Here is a 25,813-nt window from a genome sequence, read left to right as displayed (position 1 = left end):
CGAGAAAGTCATCTGCCTTGTCGGTGCGATCTGAGCCGCGAGGCGGGTCGATGCGCAAATGTGGGGCGCAGCATACTGATTTTTTTGCGAAATTCCCAGCGTGGCGTGCGCCCTAGAGCGATTGCGGTTACGTGTAGCAGCTGGCGAAGCCAGCTGCTACAGAGTTATGTGTTTACAGAAAAGGTACGGGTGGCCTGCGTTTGTTCAGGGTCGACCACCAGAACACCCATCCCAGAACCCTTATGTTTTGTTCTTCGATGTGCGGAGGTCTGAAGACTTCATCCGGGTATTCGGAGCTGTTGTGGCTGCGCATGCGTATCGCGTTGCCTGGTACCCGGCTCAGGTATTTGATGCGCAACATGCCGTCGTGTTCGATTGCGTAAATCTCTCCATCGATAATTTGCGTGAGCCCACGGTCGATGGCGACGATGGAGCCATCTTCAATTTTTTCGGCCATGCTGTTGCCAACCATGCGGGCGCAGATGGCATCGGCGTGGTTGATTTCCAGGGAGTCAAGATCGCTGCGCGGCAGGCGGATCGATTCGCTGGGGTCTTTGATGACATGGGTTTTGTCGGAGCCGGGTGCAGTGGCCGCTTCTTTGTAAAAAGGTAGTTCGATATCGACTGGGTCGATGACCCGATAGGTGCCCCGGATTGACTGGGCGTCGAAGGTGTTGCCGGATGCGTCGATCAGATGCAATGCCCTGGCGTCTTGCGGTCCTTCGCCGGTTTTCAACCATTCAGTGTTCACGGACAGTCTTCTGGCGACATCTTCCATGCGGTAGTCTGGAACTCCGCGGGTATACCAGTTATGGACAGTTTGAGGGTCGGAAATACCCAGGAATTCGGCAAATCTCGTTGTCGTGATTTGTAGCTCTTTCAGGAGCATTCTGAATCGTGGGCCGCAGGTTTTGTTCTTTTTCATAAACACGAGTCTAGCCGCGCGGCATAAGGCTTTGATTCAACAAACCGTTCAAATCTGGCGTGAAATTTAAGTCCTGATGTAAGACGTCTTTTGTAAAAATTAAACAAGAAAAAACCGGTCTGCCCGCCAGTTAAATGTGCTGTTGAATATGATATTCAAACGCCCACAAAAAACCCCGGATCAACCGGGGTTCTTCGTTATAGCCGCTCATGAGAGGCGGCTATCAGCCTTTATAGGCAGCAACCGACTTCATGATCTCGGTGCGAGCGGCTTCTGCGTCGCCCCAACCTTCGATCTTCACCCATTTGCCTTTTTCGAGGTCTTTGTAGTTCTCGAAGAAGTGCTTGATCTGTTCCAGCAGCAGAGGTGGCAGATCGGTGTATTCCTTCACGTCGACGTACAGCTGGGACAGCTTGTCGTGTGGGACTGCGATGACTTTGGCATCGCCGCCGCCGTCGTCGGTCATGTGCAGGATGCCGACCGGACGGGCGCGGATGACCGAACCTGGAGCAACCGGGTAAGGGGTCACGACCAGCACGTCGAGGGGGTCACCGTCGTCAGCCAGGGTGTTCGGGATGAAACCGTAGTTGGCCGGGTAGAACATCGGGGTGGCCATGAAACGGTCAACGAACAGGCAATCGCTGTCTTTGTCGATTTCGTATTTGATCGGGGCGTGGTTGGCCGGAATCTCGATCGCGACGTAGATGTCGTTCGGCAGGTCTTTGCCAGCCGGAATCTTGCTGTAGCTCATTGGGCGGTGCCCCCGTTAGTTGACCAAAAACACTTGGCCGGATTGACCAAAAAGTGGCGGCGATTATAGGCATATTCTGCCGCCGTTGCTATGTACCAGAGGTCGTAGAGACCTTAGTCGCGTGCCTGATAGACCGGGTCTTCGGCCAGAAGTTGCCGCAGCCGGGCCAGAGGGTCCTGACGATAAAACAGCTTCAGCTGCTCATAGACCTGAGGATACGCCTCGTGCAGCAAATCCGGGGCACTGAAGAAGTATTCGCTGGTGACCGCGAAGAACTCGGCCGGGTTTTCCGCAGCGTACGGGTCGATGGCGGTTTCAGCGTCGGGATTGCGGTCCAGTTGCCGATCAAGGTCGTCGTAGGCCTCTTGCATGACCTTGGCCCAGTCGCTGACCCGCATGTCGGCGTGCAGCGGCGGCAGGCCGTTGGCGTCGCCATTGAGCATGTCGAGTTTATGCGCGAGTTCGTGGATCACCAGGTTGTAGCCTTCCCAGCCACCACTGGCCATCACGCCGGGCCACGCGAGGATGATCGGGCCTTGCTGCCAGGCTTCGCCGCTGTGTTCGCCGTCCCATTCGTGTTCGACACCGCTGGCATCGCGATGGCGCTGGGGGCTGAGAAAGTCGTCGGGATAGAGGACGATTTCGTGGAAACCCTGATACCAGTTCAGATCGCCCAGATGTAGTAACGGCAATTGCGCCTGGGCGGCAAGCAGCAGGCGCTGCTCCTGGTGGAGCTCGACGCCGGGCAGGGCGGTCAGGTGTTTGTCCTGGAGGAACAGCACGCAGGCTTCGCGCAGCCACTGGTCTTCGGCGGCGCTGAGGCCATCGAGAAAACTCAAGTGATGACGCACCCGCTGCCACATGTCGTCGGCAATCGGATGCTTGGCCAGGATGCGCTGGCGACGCCAGGCGCTAAGGGACCACATGGTGAATCAGCGCGATTGAGCTTTGGACGCGGCGTTGCCGAAGCGGCTGCGGATGATGCCGATGATCATCGGTACCAACGACAGCAGGATGATGCCCACGACCAGCAGCGACAGGTTTTGCTTGATGAACGGAACGTTGCCGAAGAAGTAACCTAGTGTCACCAGGCCACCGACCCACAGAATGGTGCCGAGGACGCTGAAGGCGAGGAAACGCGGGTAAGGCATTTTGGCGACGCCGGCGACGAACGGTGCAAAGGTGCGGATGATCGGCAGGAAGCGCGCCAGGGTCACGGTTTTGCCGCCGTGCTTGTCGTAAAAATCGTGGGTTTGCTGCAGGTAGTCGCGGCGGAAGATTTTCGAGTTCGGGTTGCTGAACAAACGCTCACCCGCCGTTCGTCCGATCACATAGTTGGTGCTGTCGCCAAGGATCGCCGCCAGCATCAGCAGGCCGCCCAGCAGCACCGGGTCCATGCCGCCACCGGCCGCAACGGCACCCGCAATGAACAGTAAGGAGTCGCCCGGCAGGAACGGCATCACCACCAGACCGGTTTCGCAGAAGATCACCAGGAACAGAATGGCGTAAATCCATGGCCCGTAGTTGTTTACCAGCAAATCGAGGTAAACATCGAGATGCAGGATAAGGTCGAGCGGGTTGAAATCCATGGAAAGCACCTGAGGTGATGGCCCGACTCTGCAGGCCTGTGCGGATGACTTCGCGAAAGGCTACAGACGGGTGTAGTTTTTCTTACAAGCCGGAAAGGTCGGCATTATACGGGCTGAGAGGTGAAAAGCGCGTTGAGTTTGTAGCGGGGGATTTCGAGGCAACTAGAGTCTGTCAGCTTTGCAAAACCCCCTGTGGCGAGGGAGCTTGCTCCCGCTCGGCTGCGCAGCAGACGTAAAACCGGCCATTCGGCTTTCCTGACCCAGCGCGGACTTAGGTTTTGGGAGTGCTTCGCACTCCAGCGGGAGCAAGCTCCCTCGCCACAAAAGCCCGCCTGGTCACCCTGCGCCTTACAGCTCGTCGCTGATCGGCAGCACGTAGTTCTTGAACTCGGTGTCTTCCTTGAATCCGATGGATTCGTAGGTTTTCCGCGCGACTTCGTTGTTGCTGCTGGTGGAAACGCGCATCCGCACGGCGTTGGTTTCCTTGGCCATTTTCTTCGCGGTGCGGATGAGGTTGTCCGCCACCAACTGGCGGCGGGCCTCTTCGGCGACGTAGATGTCGTTGAGGATCCACACGCGCTTCAGCGAAAGGGACGAAAAGCTCGGATATAACTGACAGAAACCCATCAGTCTGTTGCTGTCGTCGTCGGCCAGGGCCAGGTAGATCACCGACTCCTTGCGACGCAGGCGCTTTTCAAGGAACGCCCGGGACGAGTCCGGATAAGCCAGGGAGCCATAAAACTCGCGATATTTGACGAACAACGGGGTCAACAGGTCCAGGTGTTCGAGGGTCGCTTGAATAATCCGCATGGTAGGTCTCGTCTTCAAGTGGCTGTCTTCACGTACTGTGACGGCGAACGGTTCTCACTCGGGCAGCCGTGTTTCGATCCTGCCTGAAACTGAATCAGAAACGCAATGCGGAAACGGTTCAGGCATCCGGCAGACTCAGTAGGAAATTACCTTTCATGTCCGCTCCTGCGTCCGACTCCAGTGTCAGAATCTGGGCTTCGTCCTTCAGATTGACCCCTGACAACTGCCGCCGACAGGCTTCGCGCATCAAATACAGCAAGCGGTGTGCCGCCATGCCGTAACTCAGGCCTTCGAGTCGGACGTTGGAGATGCAGTTGCGATACGCATCCGTCAGCCCTACCTTTGGATTGTAGGTGAAATACAGCCCCAGGCTGTCCGGGGAGCTGAGGCCAGGGCGTTCGCCGATCAGAATCACCACCATTTTCGCACCCAACAGTTCGCCGATCTCATCGGCTATGGCGACCCGACCCTGTTCCACCAGAATGACCGGTGAGACGGACCAGCCGTCATTCACAATCTGATCTTCCATCCGCGCCAGAAACGGCAGGGTATGGCGATGAACGGCCAACGCCGACAACCCATCGGCGACGACAATTGCCAGATCGACGCCGCCGGGATTGGCCAATGCGTAATCTCGCAGTGTCTGAGCCGACTCATCACTGAGCTTTCGCCCCAAATCGGGGCGTTGCAAATAACTGTTCCGGTCCGTAGCGGCGCTGTGTAGCAGCAAACTGGCACGCCCGCGTTCAGCCAGTTGTGAGCTGAGCCCCGCATGGTCGAACGGCAAGTGCACCGCATCCCGCGCCTGAGCGTGAGCGTACTGGAAATCCAGCTGCGCGCTGGTCGGCATGCTGGTGCCGGTTCTACCCAAGGCGATCCGCGCCGGCGTCAGGTGACGCAGCTCCAGCAACGGGTTCTGTGGATCAACGGGTGGTTTATCCATTTCAACACTCATCCCAGTTGCGCCATCGCTTGGCGGAAAGCCGGCGGCAGGCTGTCGCCGAAGTGAATCTTGCCGTCTGCCTGGGTGAAGATGCCCATTCTCGCCAGCCATTGTTCGAATTCCGGCGCCGGTTTCAGGCCTAGGGTCTGACGGGCGTAAAGGGCGTCGTGGAACGAAGTGGTCTGATAGTTGAGCATGATGTCATCGGAGCCGGGGATGCCCATGATGAAGTTGATCCCGGCCACGCCCAACAGGGTCAGCAGGGTGTCCATATCGTCCTGGTCGGCTTCGGCGTGGTTGGTGTAACAGATATCGCAACCCATGGGCACGCCCAGCAGCTTGCCGCAGAAGTGGTCTTCGAGGCCGGCGCGGATGATTTGTTTGCCGTTGTAGAGGTATTCCGGGCCGATGAATCCTACGACGGTGTTCACCAGGAACGGTTTGAAATGGCGCGCAACGGCGTAGGCGCGGGTTTCGCAGGTCTGTTGATCGATGCCGTGGTGGGCGTTGGCTGACAGGGCGCTGCCTTGGCCGGTCTCGAAATACATCAGATTCTGGCCCAGCGTGCCGCGGTTCAGACTCAAACCGGCGTCATAGCCTTCCTGCAGCACGTTCAGGTTGATACCGAAACTGGCGTTGGCCGCTTCGGTGCCGGCGATCGACTGGAACACAAGGTCCAGCGGAACACCGCGATTTATGGCCTCAATGGACGTGGTGACATGCGTCAGCACACAGGCCTGCGTCGGAATTTCGTAGCGCTGAATGATTGCGTCGAGCATTTCCAGCATGGCGCAGATCGAGGCGATGCTATCGGTGGCCGGGTTGATGCCGATCATCGCGTCACCGTTGCCGTACAGCAGGCCGTCGAGAATGCTCGCGGCGATACCGGCCGGTTCGTCGGTGGGGTGGTTGGGTTGAAGGCGGGTGGATAGCCGACCGCGCAGGCCCATCGTGCCGCGGAATTTTGTAACAACGCGAATTTTCTGCGCAACCAGCACCAGATCCTGCACGCGCATGATCTTCGATACGGCGGCGACCATTTCCGGGGTCAGGCCTGGCGCAAGGGCGCGCAGGCTCTGTTCGTCGGCCGCGTCGCTGAGCAGCCAGTCACGAAAACCGCCAACGGTGAGGTGGCTGACGGCGGCGAACGCTTGTTTGTCGTGAGTGTCGATGATCAGCCGGGTGACTTCATCGGCTTCGTAAGGAATGAGTACTTCTTGCAGGAAGTGAGGGAGCGGGATGTTGGCGAGGGCCATCTGCGCGGCCACCCGTTCGCCATCGTTGAGCGCCGCGACGCCGGCCAGAAAATCCCCGGAGCGCGCCGGACTGGCCTTGGCCATGACTTCCTTGAGACTCTCGAAACGATAGGTCTGGGCGCCGACGGAATGGGCAAATGCGGCCATGGGACGGGGTCCTCCTGATTCTATAAATAACTCAAATACACCACCGAACCTGTGTAGGAGCTGCCGAAGGCTGCGATCTTTTGATCTTTAAATAGGCAAGATCAAAAGATCGCAGCCTTCGGCAGCTCCTACAGGGGGCGGTGTGCACTTCAATAAGGCAGGCGCCGGGAATCAGCCCGGCGCCGGTGCAACTCAGACGCCTTCGAGCATCGCGTCCGCCGGCGCATCGAAGCGCTGCTTGGCGGTCAATTGGAAATACAAGTAACCGGCAGCCATGAACCCGAGGAACACACACCCGATCAGTGTGTTGAACCAGGCCATCGCCACCAGGCACACCACCGCCAGAAACAGCGCAATCCCTGGCACGATCGGGTAGCCCGGCGCGCGGAAGGTGCGTTCAAGGTTCGGCTCGGTTTTACGCAGTTTGAACAGGCTCAGCATACTGATGATGTACATCACGATGGCACCGAATACCGACATGGTGATCATCGCTGCCGTCAGGGTCATGCCTTGCAGGTTGACCAGGCCGTCGCTGTAGATCGCCGCGATGCCGATCACGCCGCCGGCCAGGATCGCCCGGTGCGGAGTCTGGAAGCGCGAGAGCTTGGCCAGGCCGCGAGGCAGGTAGCCGGCCCGGGCTAGCGCAAAGAACTGCCGCGAGTAGCCAAGAATGATCCCGTGGAAACTCGCCACCAGACCGAACAGGCCGATCCACACCAGCATGTGCATCCAGGTCGAATTGTTTCCGACCACGGCCTTCATTGCCTGAGGCAACGGATCGTTGATGTTCGCCAGTTGACGCCAATCGCCAACGCCGCCTGCCATCACCATCACGCCGATGGCCAGGAACACCAGGGTCAGAATGCCACTGACATAAGCCCTGGGAATTGTGCGTTTCGGGTCCTTGGCTTCTTCGGCTGCCATCGCCGCGCCTTCAATCGCAAGGAAAAACCAGATCGCAAAGGGGATCGCCGCGAAGATGCCGGGAATCGAGCCCATGGTGAACTCGTTGGCGCCCGACCAGCCGTTAAGCGCGAAATTACTGAAGCTGAAGCCCGGCGCAACGACGCCCATGAACACCAACAATTCGGCGACCGCCAGCACGGTGACCACCAGTTCGAAAGTGGCGGCGATGCTGACGCCGAGGATATTCAAGCCCATGAACACGAAATAGGCGCCAACGGCGGCGATCTTGGGGTCAAGTTCCGGGTATTGCACGTTGAGGTAGGCGCCGATGGCCATGGCAATCGCCGGGGGGGCAAAGACGAACTCAATCAGGGTGGCGATGCCGGCGATCAGTCCGCCTTTCTCACCAAAGGCTCGCCGGCTGTAGGCAAACGGCCCACCCGCGTGGGGAATCGCGGTAGTCAATTCGGTGAAGCTGAAGATGAAACAGGTGTACATCGTCGCCACCATCAACGCGGTGACGAGGAAACCCAGGGTGCCTGCGGTGCCCCAGCCGTAACTCCAGCCGAAATACTCGCCGGAAATCACCAGGCCGACGGCAATGCCCCATAAATGCAGGGTGCCGAGTGTGGGTTTGAGCTGTGTAGTAGAAGTCATAAGTCCTCGCTGTCTTTTTTATTTTTTGATCTGTTGGACTTTCAGGTACGACGTTTTCGTGTAGAGCGGGCACGCAAAGCCCGTGCCAGAGCGGCAGGGCAATGTTCGGTGTGTCATTGAGGGCGCCATCGCGAGCAAGCTCGCTCCCACAGGGGGAGCGCGGGTGCAAATGTGGGAGCGAGCTTGCTCGCGATGACTATTGAAAGGGCGACGCAGAAACATCTGCATCGCCCACGCTTTTTAGAAGAAGCCCAACGGATTGATGTCGTAGCTCACCAGCAGATTTTTGGTCTGCTGATAGTGATCAAGCATCATTTTGTGGGTTTCACGACCGACGCCGGATTTTTTGTAACCGCCGAACGCGGCGTGCGCCGGGTACAGGTGATAGCAGTTGGTCCACACGCGACCGGCCTTGATGGCGCGGCCCATGCGATAGGCGCGGTTGATGTCGCGGGTCCAGAGGCCGGCACCCAGGCCGAACTCGGTGTCGTTGGCGATGGCCAGGGCTTCGGCTTCGTCCTTGAAGGTGGTGATGCTCACCACCGGGCCAAAGATTTCTTCCTGGAACACGCGCATTTTGTTGGTGCCCTTGAGCAGGGTCGGCTGGATGTAATACCCGGTCGCCAGGCTGCCCTCGAGTTTTTCCACCTTGCCGCCGGTCAGCAGCTCGGCGCCTTCGCCCTTGGCGATTTCCAGGTACGAAAGGATTTTGTCGAACTGCTGCTCGGACGCCTGGGCGCCGACCATGGTGTCGGTGTCCAGCGGGTCGCCACGTTTGATCGACAGCACTTTCTTCATCACGACTTTCATGAAGTCGTCGTAGATCGACTCTTGCACCAATGCGCGGGAAGGGCAGGTGCAGACTTCGCCTTGGTTGAAGAACGCCAGCACCAGGCCTTCGGCGGCTTTTTCGATGAAGGTTTCTTCGGCTTGCATGATGTCGGCGAAGAAGATGTTCGGCGACTTGCCACCCAGCTCCACGGTGGACGGAATGATGTTTTCGGCGGCGCATTTCATGATGTGCGAGCCGACCGGGGTAGAGCCGGTGAAGGCGATCTTGGCAATGCGTTTGCTGGTGGCCAGCGCTTCGCCGGCTTCTCTGCCGAAGCCTTGCACGACGTTCAGCACGCCCGGCGGCAGCAGGTCGCCGATCAGCTCCATCAGCACGGTAATGCCCAGCGGGGTTTGCTCGGCAGGCTTGAGTACCACGCAGTTACCGGCCGCCAGGGCCGGGGCGAGTTTCCAGGCGGCCATCAGGATCGGGAAGTTCCACGGGATGATCTGCCCGACCACGCCCAGCGGTTCATGGATGTGATACGCCACAGTGTTGCCATCGATCTCGGCGGCGCTGCCTTCCTGAGCGCGGATGCAACCGGCGAAGTAGCGGAAATGGTCGGCAGCCAGCGGGATGTCGGCGTTGAGGGTTTCACGCACGGCTTTGCCGTTGTCCCAGGATTCGGTAATTGCCAGGACTTCGAGGTTCTGTTCGATGCGGTCGGCGATTTTCAGCAGCACCAGCGAGCGAGCCTGGGCGGACGTGGCGCCCCAGGCATCGGCGGCCGCGTGGGCAGCGTCCAGGGCCTTTTCAATATCTTCGGCCGTGGAACGCGGGAATTCGGCAATCGGTTGGCCATTTACTGGCGAGGTATTGGTGAAGTACTGACCTTTGACAGGCGCGACGAACTCGCCGCCGATGTAGTTACCGTATTTACTCTTGAACGAAACGATAGCGCCTTCAGTACCGGGGTGAGCGTAACGCATGATGTTTTCTCCTTGGCTTTTGTACTTATAAGAGAGGCGCATGTGCGCTTGCTATAAGCGTAGAGCAAAGGTCGGGCCACTGCCTTGCAGGTCAGGCAAATCAAGGCCTTACGCGATTTTTGTCGGACCGACGGACTCTGTCTGTGACGGTTTCGGTACAGCCCTGGTGACACTTTGTACCGCTTTTGGCACAACCTGTGACTGGGCGGTCTTGCCAGCATTGCAATGAAGGCTAGGCTGGAGGATGCTCGGTGCCCATATGACTAAGTCATAGCGATCTATGCACCTTTGATGGCTGCTGCATAACCCTGTAGGAGCTGAGCTTGCTCGCGATGACGCCTGCACAACCAACATCAACGTTGAATGTCAGGACGCCATCGCGAGCAAGCTCAGCTCCTACAAGGGGTGTAAGTCGCTCGGGGAGAACAATAAGAAATGCACGACAACCATTTGAGTCGCCATGCCCAGCAGGTCCTGACCGTCACCCAGGGCAAATCCCACCTGCACGGCCCCGGCAGCGATCCGTCGATTGCCCGTTCCTGGCTGCGTTGTCTTGAGGATTATCACCTCGACCCGGCCCTGACCATGGCACCAACAGTGCTGGAGCATGGCCGCGTCCTGGAAAGCCGCGAGCGCTTGCAGCAAGTGCTGCACATCGCCGGCAGCGAAATGACCAGCCTTCATCAGCAACTTTCAGGCGCCGGCCATGCGGTCCTGCTGACTGACGCCCGCGGCGTGATCCTCAATTGCGTTACCGCACCTGCCGAACGGAAGATTTTCGAACGCGCTGGCCTCTGGCTCGGGGCTGACTGGAGCGAAGCCTGCGAAGGCACCAACGGCATCGGTACCTGTCTGGTGGAACGTCAGTCGCTGACCATCCACCAGGACGAGCACTTTCGCGGCCGACACACCGGCCTGACCTGCTCGGCAAGCCCGGTGTTCGACCCGCACGGTGAACTGCTGGCGGTGCTCGACGTGTCCTCGGCGCGTCACGAGGTCTCGCGTCAGAGTCAATTCCACACCATGGCCCTGGTCAATCTTTCGGCGAAGATGATCGAGAGTTGCTATTTCCTGCGCTACTTCGACAATCAGTGGTTGCTGCGTTTTCACTTGCAGGCCGAGTCCGTCGGGTTGTTCAGCGAAGGATTGCTGGCGTTTGACGGGGAAGGGCGGATCAGTGCGGTCAACCAGAGTGCGCTGAACCTGCTGGGGCATATTCGCGGTGGGCTGCTGGGCAAACCGGTGGAGGCGTTTTTCGACTGCTCGCTGGATGAATTGCTCGGCCGCGCCAGCGTCAATGCCAGCGCCAGTTGGCCTTTGCGCACGCGTGACGGGCGGAGTCTGTTTGCGCTGTTGCGCGGGCAGCCACGCAGCATTCCGGTGCCGGTGGTGCAAAGCCCGGTGATCGCCGAACCTTCGCGCTTGTCGGGCATTTGTCTGGGCGACACGGGGTTGCAGGAGGACTTCCGCAAATCCTTGCGCGTGTTCGAGCGGGACGTACCGCTACTGATCAACGGCGAAACCGGATCCGGCAAAGAAGCGTTTGCCAAAGCCGTCCACCAGGCCAGCCAGCGAGCAGAAAAAGCCTTCGTCGCCCTCAACTGCGCAGCCATCCCCGAAAGCCTGATCGAGAGCGAGCTGTTTGGCTATCGCGGCGGCAGCTTTACCGGTGCGCGTAAGGAAGGCATGCGTGGCAAGTTGCAGCAGGCCGATGGCGGTACGTTGTTCCTCGATGAAATCGGCGACATGCCCTTGGCTTTGCAGACCCGGCTATTAAGGGTGCTGGAAGATCGTCAGGTGGTGCCGATCGGCGGCGAGCCGGAATCGGTCAATGTGCGGATCATCAGCGCCACTCACCGCAATCTGCTGGAGCGGGTGCAGGACGGCAGCTTCCGCGAGGATTTGTATTACCGGCTCAATGGGCTGGAAGTTGCGCTGCCGGCGTTGCGTGATCGCAGTGATAAATCCCAGCTGCTCGACTTTTTGCTGACCGAAGAGGCGGGCGGGGAAACCGTATTGATCGACGGTCCGGCACGCCAGGCGTTGCTGGCCTTCGCCTGGCCGGGGAACGTGCGGCAGTTGCGCAATGTGCTGCGCACGTTGGCGGCGCTGTGTGACGGCGGGCGGATCGGGCTGGAGGATTTGCCGGTGATGATTCGTCAGGCTCGGCCGGTTCCGGTTGTTGCCGTTGAAGAGCCGTCGGAGCATCCGCTGGATGACGCTGAGCGGCTGGCGTTGCTGAATGCGCTGGAACAGACGCGTTGGCATATGACTCATACGGCTGAACAGTTGGGGGTTAGCCGCAATACCCTTTATAGGAAGCTGCGTAAGCATGGGATTGAGCGGTAGGCCGTTAGATCCAGCCCTCACCCTAACCCTCTCCCGGAGGTAGAGGGAACTGACCGAGGTGTTTGGACGAGGTGCTGCGACCTGAAATAACGAGTCGAACTCAGGTTACGAAAACCATGGAGATCGGCTCCCTTTCCCCCCTCTCCCCCTTGGGGAGAGGGCTGGGGTGGGTAAAAACCGGGTACATCCTTTACGTTTGAGACCGGGGACATGGTTTACAGGTATCAATCATGGTCAGGAGGTACTGACCATGCCCTGGAATCGAGAGTCCCCGATGGATCAGCGAGTGAAATTAATCCATGACTGGCTTAGCGGCAGTTACAGCAAGAGCCAACTGAGTCGACGATATGGCGTTAGCCGTCCGACGGTCGATAAGTGGCTTGATCGGTATGCAACCTGCGGCGTAGATGGCTTGAAAGAGCGCTCGCGAAAACCGCTGAGCTGTCCGCATCAAACCCGCGATGAAATCATTGCCACGTTGCTTGCGAAGAAAAGCGAGCACCCGGATCGCGGGCCGAAGCAACTGATCCAGCGCCTGCGCAATGCGCAGCCGCAGATCGCTTGGCCGGCCGCCAGCACCGCTGGAGAGTGGCTGAAAAAGGCCGGTCTGGTGATTCCTCGACGGCTGCGCCAGCCCCGCCCGCATGGGCCAGTGCATCTACGTCAGGCCGACGAACCCAATCAAACCTGGTGCGCCGATTTCAAAGGGCAATTCAGAACCCAGGACGGCCACTGGTGCTATCCGCTGACCATCACCGACCATGCCAGTCGCTATCTTCTGGAATGCCGGGCGCTTCCCAGCACCCACGGTGAACCTACGCGTCAGGGCTTCGAGTGGGCGTTCCGGGAGTTCGGCATGCCTGATGTGATCCGCACCGATAACGGCGCGCCATTTGCGTCGACAGGCTTGGCCCGCCTCTCCAGGCTGTCCGTCTGGTTCATCAGGCATGGTGTCCACCCCGAAACAATCAAGCCAGGACGCCCGGATCAGAACGGTCGGCATGAACGCATGCACCGCACGCTAAAGGCTGCCGTGCTCAGGCCGCCGGCAGAAAACCTGCTGCGTCAGCAGCTTGCCTTTGAGGACTTCGTACAGGATTTCAATCACGCACGGCCTCATACGGCGCTGGAGATGAAGACGCCAGCGGATATCTATCGCCCGTCACTCAGACCTTATCCAGGCTATTTGCCGGCGGTCGAATACGGGGCCGACGTCGAAGTACGGCGGGTGCGCAAGAATGGTGAGATCAAGTGGCAAGGGGCCCTGATCTTTCTGGGCGAGGCACTGATCGACGAGCACGTCGCGCTGAAGGAAGTGGCTGATGGCGTGTGGGAGTTGTACCTTTGCTCTTTCCCTTTAGGCAGGCTTGAACGCGGTGCCAAACGCGTATCAAGCCTGTTAAATGTGTAAACGATGTACCCGGTCAAATGTGTAAAGGATGTACCGGTCTCTACAGTGAGGGGTGGATCCAGAGTCAGCCCCACATCCCTAATATCACCACCCCCAATCCACCCCATCACCTAAAGAGTGCGAATTTTCCCACCCTAAGCTAACCTGCGGCCATGTTTTACGAGGTCGACTAATGCACATTCACATTCTTGGTATCTGCGGCACTTTCATGGGTTCGATGGCGGTTCTGGCCAAAGAGCTGGGCCATCACGTGACGGGCTCCGATGCCAACGTATATCCGCCGATGAGCACTCAGCTGGAGGCTCAGGGCATTGAGTTGACCCAAGGCTATGACCCGGCGCAGCTCGATCCGGCACCGGATCTGGTGGTGATCGGCAATGCCATGTCCCGCGGCAACCCGGCTGTCGAATACGTGCTGAACAAAGGCCTGCCCTACGTTTCCGGCCCGCAATGGCTGTCAGATCACGTGCTGCAAGGCCGCTGGGTGCTGGCCGTCGCCGGTACCCACGGCAAAACCACCACCAGCAGCATGCTCGCCTGGGTGCTGGAACACGCGGGCATGAGCCCGGGTTTCCTGATCGGCGGCGTGCCGCAAAACTTCTCGGTGTCCGCTCGCTTGGGTGACACACCATTCTTCGTGATCGAAGCCGACGAGTACGACAGCGCGTTCTTCGACAAGCGCTCCAAGTTCGTTCACTACCGCCCGCGCACGGCGATCCTGAACAACCTGGAATACGATCATGCCGACATCTTCCCCGATCTGCCCGCTATCGAGCGGCAATTCCACCATTTGGTGCGGACTATTCCGAGCGAGGGCCTGGTGATCCATCCGACCACTGAGCCTGCGTTGCAGCGTGTGATCGAGATGGGCTGCTGGACCCCGGTGCAGACCACCGGTGCCGGCGGTCAGTGGCAGGTCAAACTGCTCAGCGAAGACGGTTCGAAATTCGAAGTGATGTTCGAAGGTATTGCCCAGGGTGTGGTCGAGTGGGACATGACCGGCCAACACAACGTCGCCAACGCTCTGGCCACGTTGGCTGCGGCGCGCCACGTCGGTGTTGTGCCGTCCATGGGCATCGCTGCGCTGAGCGCATTCAAAAGCGTCAAGCGCCGGATGGAGAAAGTCGCGGAGGTCCGCGGCATTACCATCTATGACGACTTCGCTCACCACCCGACGGCTATTGCGACGACCCTCGATGGTCTGCGCAAGCGCATCGGCGATGCACCGTTGATTGCGATCATCGAGCCGCGCTCCAATTCCATGAAGCTCGGTGCTCACCGCGACGGCTTGCCGGAAAGCGTGGTCGATGCCGATCAAGTGATCTGGTACGCGCCGGCCAACCTCGGTTGGGACCTGGGCGCGACCGCTGCGTTGTGCACCGTTCCGTCGATCGTCAGTGATTCGCTGGAAGGCATCATCGAGCGCGTGAAGAGCCAGGCCCAGCCCGGCACTCACGTGGTGATCATGAGCAACGGCGGCTTCGGCGGCCTGCACGGCAAACTCGCCGAGGCGCTGCAATGAACAACGGCCCGGAACGCATCACGCTGGCGATGACCGGTGCTTCGGGCGCCCAATATGGTTTGCGCCTGCTTGACTGCCTGATTCGTGAAGACCGCGAGGTGCACTTCATGATCTCCAAGGCTGCGCAACTGGTGATGGCCACCGAGACTGACGTTACGTTGCCGCCGAAAACCCAAATGATGCAGGCCTTCCTCACCGAATACACCGGCGCTGCCGCCGGGCAGATTCGGGTGTATGGCAAGGAAGACTGGATGTCGCCGGTGGCCTCGGGCTCCGGCGCACCGGCAGCGATGGTGGTGGTGCCGTGTTCCACGGGGACCTTGTCGGCTATTGCGACGGGGGCCTGCAACAACCTGATCGAGCGTGCTGCCGACGTCACCTTGAAGGAACGTCGTCAGCTGATTCTGGTGCCGCGTGAGGCGCCGTATTCGAGCATCCATCTGGAGAACATGCTCAAGTTGTCGAACATGGGTGTGACGATTTTGCCGGCGTCGCCAGGCTTTTATCATCAGCCGCAAACCATCGACGACTTGATCGATTTTGTCGTGGCACGAATTCTCAATCTGCTGAACATTCCCCAGGACATGCTGCCGCGTTGGGGCGAACACCATCTGACCAGCGATGAATAAGCTACTGATGATTGTGTTGGCGCTGCAATTGGCTGGCTGCGCCACGGCGCGCACGCTGGATGCCGCTAAACCTGGGGCACCCGTGGTGTATTCGGGGACGCGTCTGGATTTGTATGCCATGAACGGCGGCTGCTGCGCCATGGACCGCTTCGGCGCCGAAGCTCCGAGCTATCCGGGCGTCGACCTGCCGGCCAGTGCGTTGCTCGACACGCTGCTGTTGCCGCTGTCGGTGCTTACGGTCATCGGGGTAAGTTTTCAGGCAACGGGCGGATTGTAGGAGAGCGCTTCGCGCTCTAATCGCGAGCAAGCTCGCTCCCACATTTGATCTGTGTCGTATACAAATCCAATGTGGGAGCGAGCTTGCTCGCGATGGCGTCTTCCTGGGCACCGTAGGATTACTTGCCTAACTTGCGCAACTCATCCGACTCGACAATCCGCACCCCATCCTGCTCTTCCAGCGCCAGTCGCCACATGGCGCGGGCCAGTTGGCAGGCTTCGATGCCGCGGTATTTGCCGGGGATCAAACGGGACAAAGGCCCGACGAATTGCTCAGCCATGCGCGGTTCCATACGCTCGCCCAGCAGCAGCGAAGGTCGGCAAATGGTCAGTTGCGGCCAGTCCTGTGCGCGCAATGCGTATTCCATCTCGCCTTTGACCCGGTTGTAGAAAACAGAGGACCTGCGATCGGCCCCCAGGGCACTGATCACTATCAGGTGCCGTGCGCCCATCTCTCGTGCACGTTTGGCGAACGCCACCACCATGTCCAGGTCCACCGCGCGAAACGCCTTTTCCGAGCCGGCTTTCTTGATTGTGGTGCCCAGGCAGCAGTAGGCGATGTCGACGCGACCATTCAATTGCGGCAGAAACACCGCAGGGTCGCCGACCGGGTTTTCCAGGTGGGGATGTTCGGCCAATGGCCGGCGTGAGGGCGCTAATACTCGTGAAATCGTTGGCTCATTGAGCAGACGGTCAAGAAGATGTTCGCCGGTCAAACCGGTAGCTCCGGCAAGCAATACGTGCTGAGGCGTCAAGTACATAGTGTTTCCCCCTTGATACTATTCAGCTTAGTTGTTCTTTGCATCCTTGCTGCTGATAGAGACACTTTGTAGCGCTTTTCGTGCCTGCTGTTTGCGTAACAGCTGCCAGTGAGAGAGTACGGTTTTCGGCGCCCAGATCTGCGGTTCAGAGGCTTCGAAGCTGTCCGCCAGTTCGCGCTCGGCGACGGTGGCCTTGGCCAGTTTGAAGGCCTGCTCCAGGTCGTCGGTCTGGTTCAGTGCCTGGGCGAACAGCGCATCGCCGAAGTAGGTGAAGTTGGCTTCTTCCGAGCAGCCGAAGGACACGCGGTCAGCGCGCGAGGCGGTCATGATCAGGGTGCGTTCATCCTTGAGCGCCGGAATGAAGCCACCGGAGTAACAGGACGAAATCACGATGATCTTGTCGCGGTTTTTCAGCGGAGAGAGCACCGCGGCGAGTTCGTCGGCCGGCAGATCGGACAGTTCCATGCGCGGCTGGTCGAGCACCAGTTCGTGTTCGCTGGTGCCGTGACTGGTCATGTAGATGAAGATCAAGTCTTCCGGGCCACTGCGTTCGGCCAGGGTGGCGGCGGCGCGGCGCAGGTTTTCCCGGGTGGCCATCGGCCGGTCGACGAGGTGGTCGCGATGGTTCACCAGGCGGATCTGGCCAAACGCACCAAAGCGGCTGCTGAGCATGTTGCTGACGTAATCGGATTCGCGCAGGAACACGCTTTGCTTGCCGTCACCGCCCAGGGTCAAGGTATACAACTCGACTGCCGGGGTCGAAGCCGGCACGTTGGACAGTGCATCGTCGAGCAAACGGCCCTGGGCCAGCAAGCCGAGTTCCAGGCTGTCGGGCAGCAGCTTGCCATCGGCATCGCGAACACGCTGGCCATTGATCCACGTACCGCTTTGCACCGTGCCGTCAGTCAGCACCAGGGTGCCGTGCCCCGAGTAACTGTCACCGTCGAACTGGCCGATGTAGAAGCTGCCGTCGGACAGGTTCAATCGACCTTGGCCGGTAAAGCGCCAGTCGCTGAACTGGCCGATGTAATGGCTGCCGTCGGCGCCGATCAACTCGCCCTTGCCGTTCAGCGACCCTTCCTTGAATTGACCGAGCCAGACATCACCGTCGGCGTTCTCGTAACGGCCCTTGCCGTGCAGTTGGTTGTTCTTGAAGCCGCCGACATAGATATCGCCATCGGCGCTGTTGAAAGTCCCGTTGCCTTCGAGCTGGCCGTCGACGAAATGCCCGGTGAACTGATTGCCGCTGGCGTCGCCCCGTTGGCCTTCGCCGTTGGGTTTGCCGTGGGCGAACTGGCCCTGATACGAGCTGCCGTCTTCGAGTTCGAGACGACCGAGCCCTGAATATTGATCGGCCTTGAATTCACCGCGGTAGGTCATACCGTTTTCTTTGAGGGTGCCTTCGCCGTCCCGTCGACCGGCTTTGAAACTGCCGGTGAAGCTGCTGCCGCTGGTGGTCAGTGTGCCCTTGCCGTCGAACAGCCCTAGATTGAATCCCCCGCGATAGACTTCGCCGTTGCTGCCGTGCCATTCGCCCTGGCCATGCCACTGGCCCTTGTCGAAGTCGCCGGCGTACCAGCTGCCATTCGGGTAATCGATACGGCCCTGGCCTTGCAGCAATCCGTTGACCAGTTCACCGCGATAGCGTCCGCCGTCCGGCAAGCGGGCGTCGGGGGGCAATAGCGATTCGCCGTCGCCGCAAGCGGTGAGCAATAGGGTCAGGGCGAGGAGTGCAAGTGGGCGCATAGCGGGATCCGGGCAATTAGGCGACCGAGTATGCCGCAGCTGTTTGACCTTATATAGCCAGGAAACAGGAGAGGGCGCGAAACAGCATGAGCTGCTTCGCATCCGGGATGGGTTACTACACGAAGCAGAGGGACAGTGGCTCGGCGATGTAGGCCGGTTTGTCCGAGCCTTCGATCTCAAGCGTGGCGGTGGCTTTGAGTAGCCATTGGCCGGGCTTTTTCTCGATGACTTCGTTCATGTCGACCTTGAGTCGTACCCTGGAATTGACCTTCACTGGCTGGATGAAACGCACGGTATCCAGGCCGTAGTTGACCACCATCTTCGCCCCTTCAGGGAGAATCAGGATGTCTTCCATCAGCTTGGGGATCAGCGACAGCGACAGGAAACCGTGTGCAATGGTGCTGCCAAATGGCGTTTGCGCGGCTTTGACCGGGTCGACGTGGATGAACTGATAGTCCCCCGTGGCTTCGGCGAACAGGTTGATACGCTCCTGATCGATGGTGAGCCATTCGGAACGTCCGAGTTCCTTGCCGACATAATCTTTGAGCTCTGCAACTGGAACATAGGGCATTGAGACTCTCCTTGGGTTCATCGGTTTTATAGTTTTTGAGGTGGGGGGATTTGACCTCCCGGATTACCACTTTAGATCAACATGGCAAATGGCTCCGGTCAACTGAACATGATTTTGGCGAATGCCGGTCTATAGCGTTGACGTGCTTATAATGCTCGGCCCGCTTGTGCGGGATGATATTGGCGGGAGATGACGGATGTTGTTACGTGGCCTGACCTGGCTGGTGCTGTTCCAATTGCTGGGCACAGCCATCAACCACTTGTTTTTACCGGTGCTGCCGGGGCCGATTGTCGGCCTGCTGTTGCTGCTGGTGTTCCTGATCAGCCGTGGCCAGGTCGGCGAACCGCTGAACCTCGCGGCCAGCAGTCTGCTGCGTTATCTGCCGTTGCTGCTGGTGCCGCCAGCCGTGGGTGTGATGGTTTACGCTAAAGACATTGCCGCAGATTTCTGGGCCATCGTCGGCGCGCTGGTGTTGTCTCTGTTGCTGTCCCTGGCCTTTGCTGGCGTGCTGATGCAGCGCATGGTCAAGCGTCACGCTCATCGTGAGGACGGCCAATGATCCTCGACTGGCACGGCGCCTGGACTTCGGTGATTCATCATCCGTTGTTCGGTATCGGCATTACGCTGGGTGCTTATCAGCTGGTGCTGGCGGCGTTCGAGAAAACCCGCTGGATCTTTCTGCAACCGGTACTGGTCTCGATGCTGCTGGTGATCGGCGTATTGGTGGGTTGCGGCCTGACCTATGCCGAGTACCGCAAGAGCACCGAGATCCTCAGCATCCTGCTCGGGCCTGCGACTGTTGCGCTGGCTGTGCCGCTGTACCTCAATCTGCGGCGCATTCGGCAGTTGTTCTGGCCGATATTTACTACGCTGGTGATAGGTGGCGTCGTCGCCACCGGCATGGGCGTATTGCTGGGCTGGTCGTTTGGTGCCGAACACATGATCCTGATGACCATGGCACCGAAGTCGGTGACGTCGCCGATTGCCATGCTGGTGGCGGAGCAGATCGGTGGCGTTGCGGCGCTGGCGGCAGTGTTCGTGTTGATTACCGGGGTGATCGGGGCGATATTCGGGCCGAGTCTTTTGACCAGGCTGGGTGTGCACAGTCCTGAGGCGCGCGGTATGGCACTGGGCATGACGGCGCACGCGGTAGGCACTGCGGTGGCGATGCAGGAAAATGAAGAATGCGGCGCCTTCGCGGCGCTGGCGATGAGTCTGATGGGCGTGGCCACGGCAGTTTTCCTGCCGTTGGCGGTGTCGATGGTGGTGTAAGGAAATGTCTATGAGCTTGCCGCTTTTTCCGCTGAACACGGTGTTGTTTCCTGGTTGCATCCTCGATTTGCAGATCTTCGAGGCGCGCTACCTGGACATGATCAGTCGCTGCATGAAACAGGGCGGCGGCTTCGGCGTGGTGTGCATCCTCGACGGCGAAGAAGTCGGCATCGCCCCGGCGGGCTACGCGCTGGTCGGATGCGAGGCGCTGATCACTGATTTCAAACAGCAGGACAATGGCTTGCTGGGCATTCGGGTGCAGGGCGGACGACGTTTTCACGTGTTGCGCACCGAGGTTCAGCGCGATCAGCTGACCGTCGCCGAGGTCGAGTGGCTGGAGGACGAACCCGAGCAACCGCTGCAGGACGAGGACGCCGACCTGGTTGCGCTGCTCAAAGCCTTGGCCGAACACCCGATGGTCGAAGCATTGAACATGGGCACTGAAGCAACCGGGCAGCAGTCACTGGCCAATCAGTTGGCGTACCTGTTGCCGTTTGCCGAAGTGGACAAGATCGATCTGCTGCAACTCGATGATCCGCAGCAGCGACTGGATGCGATTCAGGCGCTGCTGGATGAGTTGCAGGGTGAGTTGTTTGCCTGACACCCGCTAAAAGATCGCAGCCTTCGGCAGCTCCTACATGGGTAAGGCGTACACCTGTAGGAGCTGCCGCAGGCTGCGATCTTTTGATCTTTAGTAGGCATATCTCAACATCGCATGCGGTAAGTGCCGCAAAGCAAAGAACCCGAATAGCGCCACCATCGCCGGCAACACCAGCCACCAGACCTTCGGTGGCATGGCGTTGAGCGGCGCCGGGCGCTGATTCAGCCACAAACTCGCCGCACACACGCACGCTGCCAGCATCGCGCCGGCCAGCACATCCGTTGGCCAGTGCGCGCCCAGGTACACCCGGGACAGGGCAATCGCCAGCGCTGGCAAGCAACCTACCAGCAGCCAGGTCAGGCGCATGCGTGGTGGTTGTCCGCGACCGGCCAGAACGGCCAACGTCAGAAACAGCGCAAAAGAGCCCGAGGCGTGGCCGCTGGGCATGCTGTAGCTGGTCAGAGGATCGCTCAACACTTCCGGGCGTACGCGGGCGAAAAAGTGTTTGGTCATGGTGTTGCCCAGCGCGGTGCACAGCAGGGTGCTACCGGCGAAAATCGCCTGGCGCCATTGACGGGTGAGCAACAGCAAACCCGTCAGCAGGGCGCTGAACAACAGCATGTTGCGAAACTCGCCGATCAGCGTGAACGTCACCGCCACTTCATCGAGCATCGGGCTGCGGTGTTCCTGCACCAGGGTCATCACGCCCTGATCGAGGGCGGTCAGGTGCGGATAGCCGATAAACAGTCCCGCCAGAATCAGAAAGCTCATCCCGGTAATCAGCATCGTCGCTTTGCGATGACGGCGCAGACTGCTGGTGGCGCTCAAGCCCACCATGACGACGATGCTACCGGCGACGATGCCGGCCTCAGGCCAGAAGCCCTCCGGCAAAGGCAAGCGAATTGCCGCCCCCGTGGCCCAGCCGGGCAGCAGGTACGCGACGCTCCAACCGGCGGCGGCCAGCAGGCTGACGGCGGCGAAGCGCGGGAAGGGCATGTCGAACATCCCGGCGACCATCGGCAACATCGGTCGCAGCGGACCGATGAAGCGCCCGACCAGCAGGCTGGCGATGCCGTAACGCTGGAAATACGCCTCGGCCCCGGCGATCCATTCCGGATGATGGCGCAACCCCGGCAAACGCCGGATGTTTTGATGGAAATGTCGCCCGAGGAAGTACGAAATGATGTCGCCCAGCACGCCGCCGAGGAACCCCAGCAACAGCGTTTCGCCCAGCGACAGCGCACCGCTGCCGGCCAGTACCGCCACGGCAAACAGAAGCACCGTGCCGGGCACGATCAGCCCGGCAATCGCCAGGCATTCCACGCAGGCCACTATGAACACCGCCGCAGCCAGCCATTGCGGGTTGACCGTCAACCAACCGGTCACGCTATCGAGCCATTGGCCCATAAAAACAACTCCATCATTTTTTATTGACCTGTAGGAGCTGCCGAAGGCTGCGATCTTTAAAGATCAAAAGATCGCAGCCTTCGGCAGCTCCTACAGGAGATTGTGTTCACAGCAAAAAATAATCGCGACCTTCGACCTGCCCCCGTCGCAGCGGGTTTCTCGTGCAATACGGCGCGTAAGCCGCATCGACGAAACGGTACATCAAATGCTCATCACGCCCGTGGGGAATGCCCAATCGCGTGGTTTGTATGATGTGAACAGGCGCCGGGCCGACATCTTCCACCAGCAGCACTTCATGGTCGAAGCGCTTGGCGTCCCAGACCGGCACCTTCAGGCCCAACGCTTTGCAGAGCAAAGTCTGTCCGGCGCAAAGCTTTTGCGAGGGGCGAGGGCGACCTTGGGCGTCGGGATTGTTCAACAGCATCTGCGCCAGGCTCGCCGGCCCACTCAAGTCATCGACCCACGGATAGGCGGATTTGATCAGCACCGCATTGCCCGGGCCCTGGGCGCTGAAGTTCAGGGAATCGCCGCCACGGGCGTAGTACATATAGATGTGGCCGCCATCCAGAAACAAAGCCTTACGTTTTTCTGTGTAGCCGAGGGAGGCGTGGCTGCCTTTTTCTTCGAAGTAATAGGCTTCAGTCTCGATAATCCGGGCGCTGAGCCACAGGTCGCCGACCCGATGACGAATGACTTTGCCGAGTAAATCCCGCGCCAGTGTTTGAGCATCTCTGTCGAAAAATGCATCCGCGAGCCCCTTGGGCAGGCTCGTCGCGGACGTGGGAACAGTCAGGTTGGTCATGATGAACGGCGTTTATCAGGGCTGATTGAGTCGTGATGATAACAATTTGCAGCTTAATCACGGCTGAACGTCGGCAAATTGCCCTCCATTTCGACCATCCGCCCGTCACCGCTGTTAGTCGGTGGACGCGACAGCTATAATCTGCCGCTTTACTCTTTACCAAGACCTTAGCAAAGACCACCACAGACAATGACTGAGTCCGTTCTTGACTACATGACCCGATTGGGTCGCGCTGCCCGCGAAGCTTCTCGCGTCATCGGCCGTGCCAGCACCGCGCAGAAAAACCGCGCCTTGCAGGCTGCTGCCAATGCGTTGGACGCTGCTCGCGCCGAGCTGACGGCTGCCAATGAACTGGATTTGGCCGCTGGCCGTGCCAATGGTCTTGAACCGGCATTGCTTGAGCGTCTGGCGCTGACCCCTGAACGCATCGACGGCATGATCGTCGGTTTGCGTCAGGTAGCGGCTCTGCCGGACCCGGTCGGCGCGATCCGCGACATGAGCTTTCGGCCGTCGGGAATTCAGGTCGGCAAGATGCGCGTGCCGCTGGGCGTGATCGGGATCATCTACGAATCCCGGCCGAACGTGACCATCGATGCCGCCAGCCTGTGCCTGAAGTCTGGCAACGCGACCATCCTGCGTGGCGGCTCCGAGGCGATTCATTCCAATCGTGCCATTGCCGCCTGCATCCAGCGCGGTCTGGCCGAAGCCGATTTGCCTGCCGCCGTGGTGCAAGTGGTCGAAACCACTGACCGTGCCGCCGTTGGCGCACTGATCACCATGCCTGAATACGTCGACGTTATCGTGCCCCGTGGCGGCCGCGGCCTGATCGAGCGCGTTAGCCGTGACGCCCGTGTGCCGGTCATCAAGCATCTGGACGGCATCTGTCACGTTTACGTCAGTGCTCACGCCGACCTGCCGAAAGCCCAGCGCATCGCCTTCAATGCCAAGACTTACCGTTATGGCATCTGTGGCGCCATGGAAACCCTGCTGGTGGACCAATCGGTCGCCAAGGATTTCCTGCCATCGATGGCTGCACAGTTCCGCGAAAAAGGCGTCGAGCTGCGCGGCTGCGAACGCACCCGGGCGATCATCGAGGCTGTTGCCGCTAGCGAAGAAGACTGGAACACCGAGTACCTGGCGCCGATTCTCTCGATCCGTGTGGTCGACGGGCTGGACCAGGCCATCGAACACATTAATAAGTACGGCTCCCATCACACCGATTCGATTGTCAGCGAAAACCTTGCTGACACTCGGCGTTTCGTCGCGGAAGTCGATTCGTCGTCGGTAATGATCAACACCCCGACGTGCTTCGCCGATGGCTTCGAATACGGATTGGGTGCCGAGATTGGCATTTCTACTGATAAGCTGCACGCCCGCGGCCCGGTGGGCCTCGAAGGTCTGACCTGCGAGAAGTACATCGTGGTCGGTGATGGCCAGTTACGCGGCCAGGCGTCGGACTGACTTGGGCGACCTCGACCTGTCAGCCCCGGAAACCGCCAGCGAGCCTGCGCCTCGACGCATCGGCATGCTGGGCGGGACCTTCGACCCGGTGCACATCGGCCATTTGCGCAGTGCGCTGGAAGTCGCCGAATCGCTGGCGCTCGATGAGCTGCGTCTGACACCTAGTGCCAGACCGCCTCATCGCGGTACGCCGCAAGTCTCGGCGAAAGACCGTCTGGCGATGGTCGAGTGCGCGGTGGCCGGTGTGGCGCCGTTGGTGGTGGACGCCCGCGAATTGCAGCGGGACAAACCGTCCTACACCATCGACACCCTGGAACTGATGCGTGCCGAACTGGCCGCGGAAGACCAGGTTTTTCTACTTTTGGGCTGGGACGCATTTTGCGGCCTGCCCACTTGGCACCGCTGGGAAGAGTTGCTCCAGCATTGCCACATCCTGGTGCTGCAACGCCCGGATGCCGACAGCGAACCGCCGGATGCCTTGCGCAATCTGTTGGCGGCACGCTCGGTGAGCGACCCGCTGGCCCTCAAAGGGCCGAGCGGACAGATTGCATTCGTCTGGCAGACACCGCTCGCGGTATCCGCCACCCAGATCCGTCAACTGCTGGCCAGCGGTAAGTCGGTACGTTTCCTGGTGCCCGACGCGGTCCTGGCCTACATCGATGCGCACGGTCTCTACCGTGCGTCGAACTGAAAAAGGGAGCGCTTCAAAACACGTGAACGCGTGTACCGAAGCGCCCGAACATACGAGCAAAACGAGTTTTATATGACGAACAAAGACGTAACTAAAGTAAAGCGCAAAGGCACGTTCAAGAGCGCCCCTCTGCCAGTAGAGGTTCCAACCGGCCCTGAGCTGCGCGGTGAAGAGCTGGTCAAGGTTGCCGTAGCAGCCCTGGAAGACGTGAAGGGCCAGGACATCCAGGTCATCGACGTTCGTGAAAAGCAGAGCATCACTGACTTCATGATCATCGCTACCGGTACTTCGAACCGTCAGATCGGCGCGATGCTGGACAAGGTCCGCGAAGCGGTCAAAGCCCTGGGCGTCAAGCCGCTGGGTGAAGAAGGCAAGGGCGACAGCGACTGGGTGCTGCTGGATATGGATGACGTCATCGTGCACATGATGACCGCCTCGGCTCGTCAGTTTTACGACCTGGAGCGTCTGTGGTCCGGTGCAGAACAGAGCCGTGCTCTGAACGCGGCTCACCACAGCCCGGAAAACACCCATGAGCACTTCGTCAAGCTCAACAAAGACCAGCAATAAGG

The 25,813-nt window shown here is 59.6% G+C and carries 25 protein-coding genes; 11 read left to right on the top strand and 14 right to left on the bottom strand.

Annotated elements, in window-relative coordinates; translation table 11 throughout:
• Nucleotides 1–172: 172 nt before the first annotated feature.
• The 9 genes from ACA079_RS28805 to exaC all read right to left on the bottom strand — a co-directional run bounded on the left by ACA079_RS28805 (nt 173) and on the right by exaC (nt 9,745).
• Nucleotides 173–925 carry a S24 family peptidase gene (locus tag ACA079_RS28805; protein WP_497701760.1) on the bottom strand — a complete coding sequence of 251 codons (753 nt, stop codon included), beginning with the start codon at nt 923–925 and terminating at the stop codon, nt 173–175.
• Nucleotides 926–1,148: 223 nt separating this feature from the next.
• Complete coding sequence (ppa, locus tag ACA079_RS28800) at nt 1,149–1,676, bottom strand: inorganic diphosphatase (protein ID WP_028620880.1); 528 nt, start codon at nt 1,674–1,676, stop codon at nt 1,149–1,151.
• A gap of 113 nt (nt 1,677–1,789) precedes the next feature.
• The gene (locus ACA079_RS28795; RefSeq protein ID WP_497701759.1) at nt 1,790–2,602 is read right to left on the bottom strand and encodes a M90 family metallopeptidase; all 813 of its coding nucleotides are present in this window, start codon (nt 2,600–2,602) and stop codon (nt 1,790–1,792) included.
• A 6-nt stretch (nt 2,603–2,608) separates the two neighbouring features.
• Nucleotides 2,609–3,265, bottom strand: a complete 657-nt coding sequence (locus ACA079_RS28790) for a DedA family protein (protein ID WP_497701758.1) — start codon at nt 3,263–3,265, stop codon at nt 2,609–2,611.
• Between the two features lie 348 nt (nt 3,266–3,613).
• Complete coding sequence (locus tag ACA079_RS28785; RefSeq protein WP_462002872.1) at nt 3,614–4,075, bottom strand: GNAT family N-acetyltransferase; 462 nt, start codon at nt 4,073–4,075, stop codon at nt 3,614–3,616.
• Between the two features lie 118 nt (nt 4,076–4,193).
• Nucleotides 4,194–5,018 carry an ethanolamine ammonia-lyase subunit EutC gene (eutC, locus tag ACA079_RS28780; RefSeq protein ID WP_497701757.1) on the bottom strand — a complete coding sequence of 275 codons (825 nt, stop codon included), beginning with the start codon at nt 5,016–5,018 and terminating at the stop codon, nt 4,194–4,196.
• An 8-nt stretch (nt 5,019–5,026) separates the two neighbouring features.
• Nucleotides 5,027–6,421 carry an ethanolamine ammonia-lyase subunit EutB gene (locus ACA079_RS28775; protein ID WP_497701756.1) on the bottom strand — a complete coding sequence of 465 codons (1,395 nt, stop codon included), beginning with the start codon at nt 6,419–6,421 and terminating at the stop codon, nt 5,027–5,029.
• A gap of 192 nt (nt 6,422–6,613) precedes the next feature.
• Nucleotides 6,614–7,984: an ethanolamine permease gene (gene eat / locus ACA079_RS28770; protein WP_497701755.1), complete on the bottom strand. Its 1,371-nt coding sequence runs from the start codon at nt 7,982–7,984 to the stop codon at nt 6,614–6,616.
• A 240-nt stretch (nt 7,985–8,224) separates the two neighbouring features.
• On the bottom strand, nt 8,225–9,745 hold the full coding sequence (exaC, locus tag ACA079_RS28765) for an acetaldehyde dehydrogenase ExaC (RefSeq protein WP_497701754.1): 1,521 nt from the start codon (nt 9,743–9,745) through the stop codon (nt 8,225–8,227).
• A gap of 435 nt (nt 9,746–10,180) precedes the next feature.
• Between exaC and ACA079_RS28760 the strand changes: the two genes are divergently transcribed.
• From ACA079_RS28760 to ACA079_RS28740, 5 genes are all read left to right on the top strand, one after another.
• Nucleotides 10,181–12,094 carry a sigma-54-dependent Fis family transcriptional regulator gene (locus tag ACA079_RS28760; protein ID WP_497701753.1) on the top strand — a complete coding sequence of 638 codons (1,914 nt, stop codon included), beginning with the start codon at nt 10,181–10,183 and terminating at the stop codon, nt 12,092–12,094.
• 250 nt (nt 12,095–12,344) lie between these two features.
• A complete protein-coding gene (locus ACA079_RS28755) occupies nt 12,345–13,505 on the top strand; it encodes an integrase core domain-containing protein (protein WP_497701752.1) in 1,161 nt (386 codons plus the stop codon).
• Between the two features lie 172 nt (nt 13,506–13,677).
• Nucleotides 13,678–15,027, top strand: a complete 1,350-nt coding sequence (gene mpl, locus ACA079_RS28750; RefSeq protein ID WP_497701751.1) for a UDP-N-acetylmuramate:L-alanyl-gamma-D-glutamyl-meso-diaminopimelate ligase — start codon at nt 13,678–13,680, stop codon at nt 15,025–15,027.
• The gene (gene ubiX, locus ACA079_RS28745; protein WP_046048695.1) at nt 15,024–15,656 is read left to right on the top strand and encodes a flavin prenyltransferase UbiX; all 633 of its coding nucleotides are present in this window, start codon (nt 15,024–15,026) and stop codon (nt 15,654–15,656) included. Before mpl ends, ubiX begins: the two co-directional genes overlap by 4 nt.
• On the top strand, nt 15,649–15,933 hold the full coding sequence (locus ACA079_RS28740) for a YceK/YidQ family lipoprotein (protein ID WP_497701750.1): 285 nt from the start codon (nt 15,649–15,651) through the stop codon (nt 15,931–15,933). Before ubiX ends, ACA079_RS28740 begins: the two co-directional genes overlap by 8 nt.
• 118 nt (nt 15,934–16,051) lie before the next feature.
• On the opposite strand, the gene ACA079_RS28735 is transcribed toward ACA079_RS28740, so the two are convergent.
• From ACA079_RS28735 to ACA079_RS28725, 3 genes are all read right to left on the bottom strand, one after another.
• Nucleotides 16,052–16,693 (bottom strand): oxidoreductase, encoded by a 642-nt coding sequence (locus ACA079_RS28735; RefSeq protein ID WP_497701749.1) that lies wholly within the window; start codon nt 16,691–16,693, stop codon nt 16,052–16,054.
• Between the two features lie 27 nt (nt 16,694–16,720).
• Nucleotides 16,721–18,439 (bottom strand): C13 family peptidase, encoded by a 1,719-nt coding sequence (locus ACA079_RS28730; protein WP_497701748.1) that lies wholly within the window; start codon nt 18,437–18,439, stop codon nt 16,721–16,723.
• A gap of 115 nt (nt 18,440–18,554) precedes the next feature.
• The gene (locus ACA079_RS28725; RefSeq protein ID WP_123367685.1) at nt 18,555–19,010 is read right to left on the bottom strand and encodes a MaoC family dehydratase; all 456 of its coding nucleotides are present in this window, start codon (nt 19,008–19,010) and stop codon (nt 18,555–18,557) included.
• A gap of 196 nt (nt 19,011–19,206) precedes the next feature.
• Here ACA079_RS28725 and ACA079_RS28720 point away from each other — a divergent pair, with 196 nt between their 5' ends.
• The 3 genes from ACA079_RS28720 to ACA079_RS28710 are packed head-to-tail and all read left to right on the top strand — an operon-like array spanning nt 19,207 to nt 20,883.
• The gene (locus tag ACA079_RS28720; protein ID WP_129440876.1) at nt 19,207–19,569 is read left to right on the top strand and encodes a CidA/LrgA family protein; all 363 of its coding nucleotides are present in this window, start codon (nt 19,207–19,209) and stop codon (nt 19,567–19,569) included.
• The gene (locus ACA079_RS28715; RefSeq protein ID WP_415771636.1) at nt 19,566–20,282 is read left to right on the top strand and encodes an LrgB family protein; all 717 of its coding nucleotides are present in this window, start codon (nt 19,566–19,568) and stop codon (nt 20,280–20,282) included. Before ACA079_RS28720 ends, ACA079_RS28715 begins: the two co-directional genes overlap by 4 nt.
• Before the next feature lie 10 nt (nt 20,283–20,292).
• A complete protein-coding gene (locus ACA079_RS28710; protein ID WP_084319700.1) occupies nt 20,293–20,883 on the top strand; it encodes an LON peptidase substrate-binding domain-containing protein in 591 nt (196 codons plus the stop codon).
• A gap of 90 nt (nt 20,884–20,973) precedes the next feature.
• On the opposite strand, the gene ACA079_RS28705 is transcribed toward ACA079_RS28710, so the two are convergent.
• On the bottom strand, nt 20,974–22,290 hold the full coding sequence (locus tag ACA079_RS28705; protein ID WP_497701747.1) for a bifunctional DedA family/phosphatase PAP2 family protein: 1,317 nt from the start codon (nt 22,288–22,290) through the stop codon (nt 20,974–20,976).
• Nucleotides 22,291–22,396: 106 nt separating this feature from the next.
• Nucleotides 22,397–23,092 carry a DNA-3-methyladenine glycosylase gene (locus tag ACA079_RS28700; RefSeq protein WP_497701746.1) on the bottom strand — a complete coding sequence of 232 codons (696 nt, stop codon included), beginning with the start codon at nt 23,090–23,092 and terminating at the stop codon, nt 22,397–22,399.
• Nucleotides 23,093–23,281: 189 nt separating this feature from the next.
• Between ACA079_RS28700 and ACA079_RS28695 the strand changes: the two genes are divergently transcribed.
• From ACA079_RS28695 to rsfS, 3 genes are all read left to right on the top strand, one after another.
• Nucleotides 23,282–24,553, top strand: coding sequence for a glutamate-5-semialdehyde dehydrogenase (locus ACA079_RS28695; RefSeq protein ID WP_111451174.1), 1,272 nt, complete (start codon nt 23,282–23,284; stop codon nt 24,551–24,553).
• 1 nt (nt 24,554) lies between these two features.
• A complete protein-coding gene (nadD, locus tag ACA079_RS28690; RefSeq protein WP_497273599.1) occupies nt 24,555–25,244 on the top strand; it encodes a nicotinate-nucleotide adenylyltransferase in 690 nt (229 codons plus the stop codon).
• Between the two features lie 72 nt (nt 25,245–25,316).
• Entirely contained in the window at nt 25,317–25,811 is a 495-nt protein-coding gene (gene rsfS, locus ACA079_RS28685) for a ribosome silencing factor (protein ID WP_033054148.1), read from the top strand.
• The last annotated feature ends 2 nt before the right edge of the window (nt 25,812–25,813 follow it).

Source organism: Pseudomonas sp. LBUM1645, from assembly GCF_059716185.1.
The sequence above is the reverse complement of the archived record's forward strand: the minus strand, read 5'-3'. Positions and strand labels throughout refer to the sequence as shown.